9 protein-coding genes are annotated in these 14109 nt (G+C 53.5%); 3 read left to right on the forward strand and 6 right to left on the reverse strand.

The window, feature by feature from the left end:
* Positions 1-17: 17 nt before the first annotated feature.
* From H8F21_RS15290 to H8F21_RS15315, 6 genes are read right to left on the reverse strand one after another with little or no spacing between them, the layout of a single operon-like run.
* Positions 18-953: a chemotaxis protein CheB gene (locus H8F21_RS15290; RefSeq protein WP_203584848.1), complete on the reverse strand. Its 936-nt coding sequence runs from the start codon at positions 951-953 to the stop codon at positions 18-20.
* Positions 950-6886 carry a hybrid sensor histidine kinase/response regulator gene (locus tag H8F21_RS15295; RefSeq protein ID WP_203584849.1) on the reverse strand — a complete coding sequence of 1979 codons (5937 nt, stop codon included), beginning with the start codon at positions 6884-6886 and terminating at the stop codon, positions 950-952. The genes H8F21_RS15290 and H8F21_RS15295 overlap by 4 nt, the downstream gene beginning before the upstream one ends.
* The gene (locus H8F21_RS15300) at positions 6879-7670 is read right to left on the reverse strand and encodes a CheR family methyltransferase (RefSeq protein ID WP_203584850.1); all 792 of its coding nucleotides are present in this window, start codon (positions 7668-7670) and stop codon (positions 6879-6881) included. The genes H8F21_RS15295 and H8F21_RS15300 overlap by 8 nt, the downstream gene beginning before the upstream one ends.
* 2 nt (positions 7671-7672) lie before the next feature.
* Positions 7673-9667: a methyl-accepting chemotaxis protein gene (locus tag H8F21_RS15305; protein ID WP_203584851.1), complete on the reverse strand. Its 1995-nt coding sequence runs from the start codon at positions 9665-9667 to the stop codon at positions 7673-7675.
* A 21-nt stretch (positions 9668-9688) separates the two neighbouring features.
* Entirely contained in the window at positions 9689-10168 is a 480-nt protein-coding gene (locus H8F21_RS15310) for a chemotaxis protein CheW (protein WP_203584852.1), read from the reverse strand.
* Positions 10161-10541 (reverse strand): response regulator, encoded by a 381-nt coding sequence (locus H8F21_RS15315; protein WP_203584853.1) that lies wholly within the window; start codon positions 10539-10541, stop codon positions 10161-10163. Before H8F21_RS15315 ends, H8F21_RS15310 begins: the two co-directional genes overlap by 8 nt.
* 118 nt (positions 10542-10659) lie before the next feature.
* Between H8F21_RS15315 and H8F21_RS15320 the strand changes: the two genes are divergently transcribed.
* From H8F21_RS15320 to H8F21_RS15330, 3 genes are all read left to right on the forward strand, one after another.
* The gene (locus H8F21_RS15320; RefSeq protein WP_203584854.1) at positions 10660-11343 is read left to right on the forward strand and encodes a hypothetical protein; all 684 of its coding nucleotides are present in this window, start codon (positions 10660-10662) and stop codon (positions 11341-11343) included.
* Between the two features lie 52 nt (positions 11344-11395).
* Positions 11396-12259, forward strand: a complete 864-nt coding sequence (locus H8F21_RS15325) for a ParB/RepB/Spo0J family partition protein (protein WP_203584855.1) — start codon at positions 11396-11398, stop codon at positions 12257-12259.
* Positions 12260-12424: 165 nt separating this feature from the next.
* A complete protein-coding gene (locus H8F21_RS15330; protein ID WP_203584856.1) occupies positions 12425-14053 on the forward strand; it encodes a coiled-coil domain-containing protein in 1629 nt (542 codons plus the stop codon).
* The last annotated feature ends 56 nt before the right edge of the window (positions 14054-14109 follow it).

The raw sequence follows: 14109 nt of genomic DNA on the forward strand, positions 1-14109 counted from the left end.
GAAGGGTGGCCTTTTGTTTAGAACGTGCGCTGCCCGTATATCTGGGCAAGCTTTCTGGCAAGCCCCTCCGGGTTTGATGAAAATTGCACTGCTCCAGTATTGCGAGCGGAGTCGGGCATACTCTTCGCTCCAGATGATTCAGCGTCTTGCGCCATGATCATCTTGGCCTTCCCCTTGATCGTCCTGATTCCACCAGAACCATCCATACCCATCCCAGACATGATGATCACCCCAATCTGTGGGTGGCACTCATGAAGCGTACGAATGACCGCATCAATGCACGGGTTGAACGAGACTGATTGTGCACTGTATGCCTGCAGGGTGATGGCCCCGGCAGCAATGTGGATTGTGTTGTCCCTAGGCACCAGGTAGACAGAATTCGGCTTGATTTTCATCCCTGTCTCTGCCGATTGGACGTTCCAACCAGGCGCTACGTCTTTCAACCGGGCGAGCATCTGACCGTATCCCACTTCGGTCATGTGTTGGGCAACAAAGATAGATATTGGCATTCGAGGCAAGTCTGCAAAGAACTGGCGTAAGGCCTGCGGTCCACCGGAGCTTGCACCAATGATCCAGACGTCAGGGACGTTCTTGTTGTCGGCGACCTCCTTCTTTTCGTCCAACTCATTAGCTAGATCCGGGATGGCCTTCTTGATCTCCTCGATGGTACGGTTTCGCCACGAGATCCGTTCACGCGGCTGCATGGAATAGAGATCCTTGTCGTGCACCAGGCATATCGGCTCTTCCCTTCCCAGTGCCTCCATTACCTCATCGCAATCGACCACATTTTGGTCATGCATATCCAGCAGAAGGATATGGGCGTTACTGATCGCAAGGTCGCCGGATTCCGCATGCGAAATGTCATACATGATGAGCTCCCCCACCAATGGGGAGAGCAACTCACTGAAGAGAGCCTTCTGAATTTCGTTGGTACTTACGATGCCGATTCTCATGCTGCCGCCCCCTGTGCAGCCTTTTGAGCGTTAATTTGACTTACAGCCTGTTGCAACGACGCGGCGTCACATGGTTTCAGCAGGTACTTTGTGACGCCGGCTCTCATTGCTTTTTCTTCCAACCCTGTGCGCGTTGTAATCATGATGATGGGCGTGTCGTCGTAGACCGGAATCTTCCTTACGGCCTCGGTAAACTCGAAACCATTCATATTGGGCATTTCAACGTCGACCAACATCAGGTCTGGCTTATCTACCAGGGTCAGTTTGTGTAGTGCGTTTTGACCATCCACCGCGGTGACTACTGTGTAACCAAAGCCTGTGAAAATGCGCTCCAGCTGGGCGCGATAAGGTCGTGAATCGTCAACTACAAGCACTGTAGGTTTTGTTTCGACCTTCATAGAACGGACTCGATTCTGGCGAACCTGATACCCCTTTGCCCCTCGTTTAAGGTTCAAGCGTGCCATTTCCATTACGTCCAAAACAAAGACAGGACTGCCATCTCGCATTTCGGTCTCACCGACGAGCCCGCGTACGTTCGCAAGCATTCCTTCCAGCTTGCGTATGTGAATCTCAGGCATCGAATCAACCTTAGCCACCTCAATCGCGATCCGGTCCTCACCTTGTTCGCAAAGAATGAGCGTGACCTCTCCGCCCTTCACCTCGGGTCCCCGAGATTCCGGCATAGCCACAAGGTCAGCCAAATGCACCACATCGAAAGAACGATCTTCGTAGGTAACAGTGGCGTGTCCGTATGTTGAACATTGCTCAGCGAGGGACTCTCGGGCCACCATCACTACCTGGCACATCGAGTAGCTCTGGATGGCAAACCACTGACTACCGGAGCTCACCATCATTGCTTTGTTTGACCCAATCGTGAATGGCAGCTCGATGATGAACCGTGTCCCCTTGCCCTGCTCACTATCGATGTTCAATCGGCCGCCCAAGCTCTCTACGGTTGTTGCAACGATATCCATGCCGACCCCCCTGCCCGACACCTGCGTAACCTTCGCAGCCGTCGAGAAGCCACTACGTGTGATGAGCCGCATTGTTTCTTGTGGAGTCAGTCGATCCGACTCGGAGATGATGTTCATCTGTATGGCTTTTCTACGGACGGCATCAACATCAATACCACGGCCATCATCACTGACCTCGATGACGATGTGCTTCGCACGACGATATGCTTTGATCTTCAGGGCGCCTGTAGCAGGCTTCCCTAGCTTCGATCTCTCGGCAGGGGTTTCAATACCGTGATCAATGGCATTTCTGAGAATGTGGGTCAGCGGGTCATTGATTGCGTCGAGCATCATTTTGTCCATGATGACGTCTTCGCCTTCAAGGCTAGGAATCACATCTTTGTTCGTGGCCTTGCACGCCGTTGTAACTGCACCAAATAGTTTCTGGCGCGAGTTGAGGAACGGTACCAAGCGGGAATGCAGCAGGTCACGTTGGAGGCCGATTAGCGCCGGGTCCAACTCATACAGCGTGGTTCGCATCTGGCGGATAAACGAGAAGACCTCATTGAGTTGCTCACGCACTTCATCAATTTGGGCCCCCATCGCGACATGTATCGCTGACAGATCGTTGAAGCGCTCCAGATCTGCCTCGTTGGCGTCCTCAACCTTTCGGGTATGTGGTTGGTTGTTGGAATAGCTACGGAGCGCGGTTGTCAGTTGCCCGTGTTGCAGGCTGTTCACATCCAATAGTTCGCGAGCACCAGTCAGCCGCAGGTGTGCCTCTTCGTTCAAGGAGTTAAGACGGTAGCGGGACGCAATCAACTCAGAGGCTTTCTCAGCAGCAGCTTCCAAGTGGCGCAGTTCAACGCGGATCTTTTCAGAGGTCCCCCCATTTGATTTCTTGTTCTGCTCACCGAGGGACGCCTGTTCACGTGCCAGCATTTCGAGCACCGCAGTGGATACGATGGGCGCATCCGTTCCCTGCGGTTCGTCCATTGAGATGGCATGCAGCTTGTCAAAGTCATCAGCGGCTTGTTTGGCATAGGTGTCGCGCATTGGATCGCTGGTAAAAGTTTTCGCATGCGAAAACTTCTCTGCAGATCCGGAGCAGTCAGCGGCGTCTACTTCGGCCAGGACATTTGCTTGTGCCTCGTGGCTTTCCTCAGCTGGAGACTGGATTACGTCCTCTTCCGGTACTGTTGCTGATGCTTCACTAAGCGCTTCGTCAAGGCCAACGGTTACGTTGGCTATTACTGGTTCTTCGCTGACAGCAGGGTTTTCAACAGCCTCGGCCGGGGTCATCTCGACGCGTGGAGTGACCTCAATCCGCGGCTGCTGAGAGGGCGCTTCAGTATCAATGTTTACAAGTGGTTTTTGTTCACCTGCTGACTCGATGGTCCGTTGCTGTTGATCGACTGGCAAGCTCGCAGCAGCGTGGGATTTACCACCCTTCCCACGGCCCCCACGTTTTTTACGTGGTGGTTTCGTTGCTTGAATATCGCCGTCGCCCTGTACTTCAGGCTGTCCAAGCGTTGCTTGATCCACTGCTTCACGAGCAGACACTTCAGTGTGTGTGTCACTGCTAGCAGCGTAACCATCACCGTCGGGCGTGATTTCAGGATCTTCGTTCGACGGTATGCCTGTAGCTGGTTGAGGGATCGATTTCTCGGTATGGAGCAGCGAGAGATCAATGCTGTTGGTGCTAACGCATACCTCAAGGCATTGGATAAGAGCAGTTGGAATCGGATAAGCACGGCCTAATTTGATCTGCTCCGTCATGGAGGTGATAGCGTCCATGACGTGCGACACCAACTGAGCGCACTCGCTACCAGGGTTGATCAACTTGATGGACAGGCTTTCGAACAGGCTTTCCATTGAATGCGTGATAGCAGCGATCGCGTTTGCCTCAGCCATCATCGCTGCACCCTTAAGGGTGTGCATGTTGCGCTTGATGGTGACGACTAACTCCTTATCAGCCATGTCTTCTAGCCAGGCGGCGACATTCGTCAGCAAGTCAGGGAAAACGTCCTCGGCTTCATCGAGGTAGAACTGATAGTCCTCGTTGTATTCCGGAGCGCAGTCGATGGAGGCGTCGCTGTCATCCATCACTACAGGCTGTGGTTGAGTAGCTACTATTGCTTCGGGCTCGGCAAAAGATTCCGCATGCGAAAACATTTCGCCCGGGACACGCTGCTCTTGTGTGACATCGGAGGCTTGAGAGGAAGGCGTAGATGAGGCTGCTTCGATGAAGTGTTCGACTTGCTGAACACTCACAAAGGGAGCCATTTCTGTAAATTCGGCTTCCTCAATTTCTACCCCGATGGTGTTTGCCAGGGACACCCAGTGACCAAGTCGTGGAGACTCAGTGGTCCAGGGGAACTCAAGCATGAACGCATGGGTATCCTCCAGCAGTTGTCGGAGCTGGTCCGTATCGTCTTCGGTTAGCGCCTGGCCAGCTGTGAGAAGAACCTCGAAACGTGACTCAAGGACCCCGAACACCTCGTGCAATACTTCGCAGCTGACAGAGCCGCATATCCCGTAAAGGGTGTGGGCCGCCCTGCACATGTCACGGGTGAGCAAGGGCGAATCTGCATTGCTAAATGCGAGCAGAATTTTGTGGTAGATGACGTACTCTTCCCGGTACATGTCGATATGGCCGCCATCGACATCGTCAGGGTACTCGCGCCCTTCTGTTGGGGGGTCGTTATCGACCAACTCGCCTTCCAGGACTATCTGTGGTCCGCCAGGAACAGTTAGTACCTCTGGTGTCGGTTCGTTCGATACGCCGGCGGTCAGTGCTTGAACAATCCCGGGGTCAGACTTCGAGAGGAGTACTTGTTCCATGTCTCGGATGAAAATCGAAACCTTACCGCGAGCAGAGTATTCGTCCATGCAACGGAACGTCATCTCAAGCGCGCTCACTAGAAGTGCATCAGCTGCTTCACGATTGAAGCCTTCATCCCGTGACATGTTGTGCACGGTTTGGCTATACGTGCCCAGTGCTCTTGCAAGTCGATGGAACGAGTCGAAGCCATATAGTTTGGCACCCATGGCAAGGCGCTCTGCAGCCTTGTAGAGGTGCTCCATCGAACGGCGGTCGGTGACGTTAGGCTTCTGCAGAATTGGTTCAAAGACTTTCCGCAGTTCGAAAATCTCAGACAGGAAATGGTTTTCTTCGCCGTCCTGCTGATCGTCCGATGCTATGGCAGCTTCAAATTTTTTCATCAGCTCAGTCGAAGACACAACATCGACGTGATTCACTTCGATGCCGAGCTCAACCAGGGCATCCTCTGCCCTATTCAAAAGAGTTGGGGACGGTTCGATACCGGCAAGGATGGCGGTAAGGTACCCCTCAACTGCAACCAAAACTCGTGCTGACATTTCTACAGGGGGCGACTGCTTGATTCCTTGCTCAGTCATCTCGCTGAGGAAGCCCTGGCACGAGCCATTGAGCAATAACCCTGCACGGGTTAGACCGGTAAAGCTCAAGGCAGCCCCGGCACCAATCAAGCGTTGAAGCCCAGTTTTCAGGTCGTCGATACCAGTGCCGCTGTCCAGGTGATCCGTGATCGAGCGGCGTGTTTTGGCAAGTTCAATGATGGCTTGTTCAACGACATTCGCAATGACGTCGGGTTTCACCCCCGGGATGCGGAGTGACTGGATCGACTCGTTCGAATCTAACCTACGGATATGTTCGTCCAAGAACATGAAGTCGCCCTTCAAGCTCTCAATGATCTCAGACGTAAATCCACTGATAGCGTCAATCTTGGCTACACGGGCCAGGGAGTTGGCTGCTACCGCTGCCATTTCACTCTCATTGACCATGTAGAAAACGCTGGTCACCTGTCGAATGGAGGTACGGAAGGTCGAGATTTGAGCTTCAAAGGTCTGTGGAGATTTGCTGGTGATTGCCCGGCCGAGTGAGACTATTGAGGTCTCAAGCAGAGGTTTAAGCTCACTCACAACGTCTTTGATTGAGTCCGCGCTTGCGGTCTCAATCCTGGCTTGCAACTCTGCCAGCGACGCTGCATCGACCGACTTTCTCACGTTGAACACAGCAAGAACATCTTCAATGCTGGCCGGCAGTTTTGTAGACATGCTCAGGACCGACAGAAGCGATTTGAAGCGGGCTACACCCAGGGTTGCCTTAGCACCCTCTTCCCCATCTGTCTCGGCCTTCTGGATTGCTACTGACAACATCCTGATTTTGGATAGGGTGTCGCCCGCCGAGCGGATCGCTCCGCATGCCAATGCTTCCGTCAGACATTCACCAACCCACCAAAAGCATCCGACCTCCAAATCGTAGGTCACGCTTTGGAGCTCGCGTAGGATTGCTCCAAGCTCTGTGATCGAGGCTTTGCTTTGGTTGGTCATGTAGGTGCTAAACGCTGTTTGGAAGCGCTTTGGCGAACGACCGAAGACTTCTAGTCGCTGCTCATCTGTAACGTCTCGCTGCCGTAGTGGAGGTGCGACGTACACGAATTCGACTTCGGGTGGTAAGAGGTTGCCCTCCTCAAGCAAATCAACTCCACGCAGCTCACGCAGTTCGTTGATTTGCTTGGCAAGGATGCCGGCGCTATCAGGTGCACCGTCGACCACCATTCCCAGGTACTTAGGGATTGTAAGCAAGCTGTTTAGGATAGAGATCAGCGCCTGCTCCACCTTTTCAGGGGCCAGGCGACCGTCGGCAATGTTGTTGATGATGATCTTCACTTCAAGCGCGAGGGCGCTACCGCCCACACACTCCGCTACATCAAGCGCGGCGTGGATTTGCATCACTTCTTTTTCTACGGTACCGAATGCTTCATCCCGGTGCTTCTTCTGGTTGTCATACCAGATGCTTTCGGCATCCGCGGGGGGATTTAGTAAGGCCATGCTTTTTTTGTGGAAAACATCGAGTTGAAGCTTGGTCGTGTCGACGCTCTTCTGTATAGGAGCCCGCAGCCAAGTCAGTTGGGCGATACGCAGTTTGTTAGACATCGACAGACCTTTGAAATACGTTCGGGTTGCTGTGTGGGATTCGCTTCATGCTGAGGTTTGACCAGTTAAGGGTCTCTCCTGGGCCGGTGATTAGGTGCCCGCCCGGGGTTAGCATTGATGCAAGTCGATCCAGAATTTCGTACCGAGTTTCGGTCCGGTAATAGATGAGCATGTTCTGAGTGATGACAATGTGAGGGTTCGGCAGCTGCACAGGTCTATCCTGCAGGATGTTGTGCTCCTCGAACGTCACCATCTCACGAACAAATAGGTGGAACCTCATCTTGTCATCACGCGTTGGGGCAGCTGCAAGCGTTCCTACATTTGGGTGGCGAGGGTACAGACCCTCCCTAGCGGTGCTGATGCACATTGAAGACACATCCGTGCCATGCACACGGAATGTAGGATGGCCTGCGTCCAGTAACGCCGATGCAATGCTGTATGGCTCCTCTCCAGTCGAACAACCGACGGATAGGATCTTCGGGGCAGTGATCTGCTTACAGAGTTCTACGATGCGCTGTGTGGCCGGCAAGGACCTGAAAAATCGTGTCTCATGGTTAGTTGCCAGGTGCAACACCATTGACCAGGTATCACCGCAAACTTGACCGGCTTTTCGCCTTTCATTGAATGACCAAAGATCCATCCCTTGGCTTTCTACGTAGCGCAGCAGTGCACTTCGGAATGCGTCCTGCCGGCTTTCGTCAATCTGGATCGAAAACCGTGCCTCGATGATCTCCAGCCATCGTTTAAAAATGTCCAGCTCAGCCGGGGCATCGAGGCTCTCCATCGTCATTCCTTGCTGAACTGTGCGATTGTGGCCTGCAGATCTTGCGCCTGGCGGTTAACCCCTTTGATGGCGACAGCTGTTTGCTCGCTTGCAGCACTGTTGTCTGCGCTGTATTGATTAACGCTATCTACCAGATCGCTTACGTCGCTCGATTTAGCTTTCAGCTGCTTGGTTTCTTCGATTGCTTGTTGTGCGCCCTCAGTCAGGTCACCAGCGAGGACATTGATATCTTTCAATGCCTCCTGGGCAACATTCGATCGTTCGCGAAGCTTGTCTGTTTCGCGCTGAGCACGGTCCACAGCTGACTGGTTTTCACGTGCTGCATCGTTCATCGTCTGGAGTTGGACTTTGATTTGTACGACCGCATCCTTTGTTTCTTCACTCAATCGAGCCATAGCTTTCGCGGCGCTCGCAATACGAATCGATTGTCCCTTGTCCTGCAACTCATCCGCTAGGAGGCTTGCGTTGTACGAGAGGAGTCCTGCTCGGGCTGCTACAACAGCAACCACAGCGGAGATGTTCTCGAGCACCTGAAAGCTCTCGATCATGTGCTTGGAGCGGTTTTGGATTAACAAGGTTTGTTGTTGTAGCTCCAGGATGTTGTCGTGTACCTGGGATACCGCAACTTCCCCCGATGCGACCTTACGACCCATGTTTTCCGAGATTCGCTGGGTACCGAGGGTCATGTCCTCAATCTGGTTGATGAATTGAGACAGGTCGCCGAACAATTGGCTGATGTGCTCAATTGCCTTGTCTTGCTCGGCCCTGTTTTGGGCAACGTTCTGTTCGGTGATCAGCGTCTGCTCTGTCGCTGCAGACAGGCCGATGATCGTTTCCTTCGCTTCATCCAGAATTGTGGCGACCTTGCCGAACGTTTTGTTGAGGGCGGTCGCAATATCGCGGGTCGATTCATTGTCTTCTGTGAGTCGGGTGTTAAGTCTGCCTTGACCCACCTGCTCGATTTCATCCAGCAGTGTTTTCAGGTGCTTGGAGCGTGTACTGATTGACACCTCCTGGTTGCGACCTAGGTTCGCGATGGATTCAGTCCGGCTGCTTGTGATGGAGCGCATCAGCAGCATCGAAATGATTGAAAGCATAAGTGTCAGGCCGCCAAGCCCAGCGACGATAGAGATACCGATTGGGCGGCTATCCGGTAGCGCTTCTACGGAGGTGATCAAGCTTGAAGCTGATGAAGAAATGCGGTCTCGGACGGCCCAAATAGTTTTCGCATGCGGAATGTTTTCACTAACACCCGTAGAACTGTCGATAGTCTTTTGGACGAGCCTGACAACAGATTCCGAATCGCGGTAACTCTTCACCAGCGGGACCATTATCTCTTGCTGGTCCTTAGGTAGTGCTTGGCCAATACGGCCGAGCGTCGTTAAGTACTGAGAGAACGCACCTGCAGCTGCCCGGAGTGTATCGCTGTTAAGTGAAACATCAGACCCAAGCGCTTGTTGCCCTTCCTCCAGCGCTCCTACAGCCGCTTTCAACTGGCTTTTCACCTGTGGGCTTGCCGACGACGCATCGAGCTGTGCTCGCGCCTCCTTAGCTGCTTTCAGAGCTTCCAAAGCCACGCGCTGGGTGTCAGCAAGGCTCCTGCTGTACTGGTCAGTTACGTTGCGCTGGCTGATGAGTTTCGAGATCGAAGGTGAGATCTCCTCCCACACCCTTTCCAGTGTTTTGAGATTGGCTTGGACAACTGGAGGAGCGGGTTCAATGCCGCGAACTGGATCGCCGTTGCGGAGGGCCGAGAATGCCCTTTCCACCGCACTTTCAAGCTGGTCCATGTCTGTGGAGTAGCTGCTGTCCGTCGCGACCCGTTCAGCCAGGTAGATTGCCTGCATGGCATTGGTGTGGGCCTGATAGCTAGCTTTGAGCAGGAACTCTTGCTGCGCATTGTCTTTCAGATGCTGATAGCCGGTATAAGCAGCGGCGCCACCCGTGATGAGTACCAAAACGGTTGCGATTGAAACTAGGGAAGAGTTATTGCTCATTCTGTCCTATCTCGGGTTGGTTCAAGTAAGGTCAACGTTCTGCAGCTTGTCGTCTGCTATCAGCGCCGGTAGGTCTATGAGGGCCCAAGTCTGCCCTCTCGCAGTAACTGCTTTGCGCATGCTTTTTCCCAATCCTGGCGGGATCATGAAATTGCTTTGTTCGCAATCCCTGAGCTCACTGGCCAAGACGAATCCGCATATCTCATCCACGACAAGTGCAACGTTGCCTATGCCCTCCCCTCCCTTCACGAATAGTGCGGAGCTACCCACAGCGAGGTGTGGTAGGGATATGTTCAAGAAGCGCGATATGTTGACGAAGGGCAGCAACTGGCGGTCCAGACGGCCAGCGCCCATCAGCCACGGTTTTGTACCCGGGATCTGATTCAGTTCTTTGGGTACCTCGTCGACCGCGATGATTGAGCTCGAAGGGCTTAAACAGAATGTTTCACCGATTCGGTACCCGGCAAAATGCATTCCTCCCCTGGGGTCTTGGTTATTCAAGAAGTTCATCCATCTCGAGGAGGGCGTCTTGCAGCTTCGCCCGCGTGAATGGTTTGGTCAGATAGAGGTCAGCACCGCTGATGAGCCCGGTCTGCTGGTCAAATACGCTGCTTGCACTAGAAAGCATCGCAATGGGCTTGCCTCCCCATTCACGCCAGCCACGTAGCAGCTCAATCAGCCGGAGACCATCGAGCTCCGGCATTTCGCGGTCAATGAAACACGCATCAGGTCTCTGATCGCGAATCACTTGGAGGGCTGTGTAGCCGTTTTCTGCGACATGTACGTCGTATCCGAGCTTTTCAAGAAGCGCGACACCAAGTTTGCGCATGCCGCTTGCATCATCGACGATGCACACGGACCGTATTTTGGACATATAGAATCCTCTCGTATGTCCTAATAGTGCTGGGCAGGTGCACCATTTCTGGCAATCGCTTGGCTTGGAAGGGAATTTTTTTGTAGATCGTTATGCTGCCTGGCTTTAGGAGGAACCTATGGCCAAGAAAAGTCACCGCAGCGCCTACAACAATGACCCAAAATTTCTGGAGCGATTAGCAAGGCAGGGAATTACTTTTGACGAGGGACGGGCGGCTTCCCCAGCCACAGTCCAGGGGCTGAGCGCTCAAGTCGAACACCCTCGTAAGGAAAGCCAGGCAACTAAGCGCATGCGTAAAGTTCAAGAGGCCAATATGGATGGTCGGTCAGATCGGCTCGTGTATGACCAAGCTTCGAATTCACTGACCGCTTTCCTCCCAGGAGCCCTACTGCTTAGCCTCAATGTCATGCTCCGGATGCATGACGCCAAAAGCACCTCATTGAAGTCAACCTGGTTGAAGCGAATTGAGGCGCTGAGGCTGGAGGGGCGTGGGACCTTTAGCGACTGGATAGCGAATGCTTCGTTTCCTGTTCTCGTTGAGGAGGTCTACATCACTCCCGAGTCGAATCTGCTAGACCATGAAGCCGTAGCTGCAGCTTGCAAACCAATTCTCGACGCATTTGTGGTCAATGGCTTTTTGCCCGATGACAATGGGCGATACATTGCGCAACCCTTAGCGTACACAGAGAGGGGGGCAGATTCGGGCTTACTTATAAGGTTCCTGCCGACACAGAAGCCCTGGGGGCTCATCGACGACACTACGATGGAGCTGGCCCGTGGATGTATGACCTTGAAAAAATAACGCTGTCCGGTATACCTGTGTATCCGTTACACGAAAATTTGAGTGGATACACGTGGATCAATTAGACCCCAAAAAGCTAGCTACCCTTGGTATCGAGCAAGTGCCCACAACCCTGATGGATATTGGCCTGGACCAGCTTTTTCCGGGTAAGTGGCAGAAGCGTAAATTCTTCGATGATGCGTCATTGGACGAGCTCGGAGACTCGATGAAATCAGCTGGGACCAACGTCGTACCTCTAATCGTTGTCCCGCGGCAACGGGGGGGCGGTTATAACATCGTTGCTGGTGAACGACGTTGGAGAGCTGCGCAGCGGATTGGATTGGCAACCTTAAAGTGCGAGGTTGGCAATTACAGCTTCCAGCAGGCTTTGTTCATCTGCGCAATCGAGAACCTCCAGCGAGCCGACCTCAACCCCATTGAGGAGGCAACCTCATATCAAGACCTGGGCAATGAGTTTGCGCTCTCTCACGATGAAATCGGCCGTCAGCTTGGTAAGAGCCGCGGGCACATCTCAAACTACCTCCGGCTCTTGCAGCTGGATATCCGCGTGAGAGATGCACTAATTCAGCTGCGGCTCACCTATGGGCAGGCCCGTCCGCTCTGCGCCCTCCCCCATAAGGTGGATCAGCGTAGAATTGCAGAAAAAGCAATCCGGTTGAAATGGTCGGTCGTTCAGATTCAACAAGCTGTCAACAGCATCACCAAGAAGACCCCAGACCCTATAAAGCTATCCGACACAGATGCTGATATCAGGCGCCTCGAGCGCGAGATCTCTGAGGTTACAGGCCTGGACTGCATCGTGAAGAGGCACGCCACAGGCCGTTGGCAGTTGGGCTTCAATGCTCCAGAAAGCGAGAGTTTTTCCGGCCTTCTCGAGCGCTTGGGCATTCACACGGATGCGGATTTCGAAAAATGATTTTAGAGATGGTCGATTTGGGCCACCTGCGATCCACTATTAGATAAATACCATTTGGATTCGTTGTTGATGCCCTCCTCCTGCCCACGATCAATTCTTAATTCTCCGTCCTCGAGCGGGCGTGGTCGTCGGGCTGAGGGTTTCTTTGCTTCAGGACCTTTTCGCATGCGAAATGTTTTCAAACTGACCGTATTGGCTGCGGCACTGAGTCTTGGAGGTTGCGGTTCCTTTGCATCTAAGCCGGCAGAGCTCACGACCGTCGAGCCGCAAAGCCAGTATGATGACCGCCTGCAAGATGCGCTGGGATCGCAGAAGTACACTGAAGCACAGATGCTGTATCAGCGGCGATTCAATGACTACCAGAATCAAATTGACGACCTTGAGAAGAAGCGTCGTGAGCTTGATGCCCGTCTGAATGCCCGTGCCTACGAGGCCGGTGTCAGTGACGCACCGGCTTCTACGTCAGAGGCCGGAAGAATCCACGAGTATCAGGAGGCATCCCGGGCGTCCCAGTCCAGGGTTGCTGAAGCCACCTCAAGGCTCGCAATTCAGCAATCCTTGATCGAGAACCGCCGTGATAAGGATCTGCTAGAGGCGGACAGCAAAGCAGCGAAGCTTATAGCTGATATCGAGATCTCAACTGCGAAAGAACTCTCGACGGTCGAGGACCGTATCAGCCAGGACATTGAGGGTCGCCGTAGCTTCGACAGTGCAGCGCGTCTTGAGGAGTCCAAACGCTTCGATGAACAGCGATTCACTTTAGCCCTTGCTAATGCTGAGGCTGAGCGACAAGCAAAGCTGCGGCTTGATCAAGAGGCGGATGCCTTAGCCAGGGTGCGATCTGAGGCTGGTAGCCGAGTTAGCGCACTCCAGGCGCAAATAGCGGAGTTGAATCGACAAATTGTGCAGCTCGAAACACAGGTCGCCAAAACTCGCAATGACGATGACTTGGCCCTACAGGCTCAACAGTCCAAAGTAACCTTCGCCCAAGGCGAGGTTGATAGGCTGGCTAGGATTAGCCAGGATTTGAAGACCACCTCCTCTGGTGTGCAGAGCGGGTTAACTCAGTCGGGTACGGACTATGTGCAGGCTAAAAACAGTGAGTTGAGCCGCGCTCGTGCCGATTCTGATGTCAGAAAGGCCCAGCGTATCGCCGACATCAACGCACTTGCTGCTCGCGAGAAGAACGACATTGTGGCGCGCGCCCGCACAGAACTTGCGTCACTCTCAGCTAACACCGAAATGGCCAAGGCAAGTGTAGTTGCACCGGTTGTGACTGGTCGTTCTGTTTATAGCGGAGTAGGCCCGGCCTCCCCAGCGCCGGCCTCTGACCCATCACCGGTTAGGCAGGCGGCCCCTAGCAAGCCCGGTCAGGTCCCTTCAAAAGCTGCGCCGGTACTCACAATCAGTCGATTCGAGCCAAAGGTTGACGCCACGCCCTCTACCGTCAGCAACGATGATATTGGCGGTGCCGTGCTAGCCGGTGGTTCTGGCGTCGGGGCCCCATCATCGTCATCCTCTGTTGCACCTCTGGTTGTGGCTCCAAAAACCCGTACGGTGTTCGATGTCTTCTATGTCTACAAGGACGAAGGTAGCTGGGTTAAGTTCCAGGAATACCTCAAGGCATACGGTATTACTGACTTTGAACCATCACGGAGCACTAGGGCGGGGGAGTACTTCATCTACTGCGGCCGCTACTATGATCGGGACGAAGCAGCAACGCGTGTCAGTTATTTGAACCAAACCACTGCGACTTCAAACGTTCAGGTGCGTAGCACCCAGGTTCCAATCTGACCAAAAGTTTTCGCATGCAGAATCTTTTGACGGATTGCTAATCCTGCAATGCGGAC

Origin of the sequence: Pseudomonas arcuscaelestis (assembly GCF_016881005.1) — a bacterium.
GTDB classification, from domain to species: domain Bacteria; phylum Pseudomonadota; class Gammaproteobacteria; order Pseudomonadales; family Pseudomonadaceae; genus Aquipseudomonas; species Aquipseudomonas arcuscaelestis.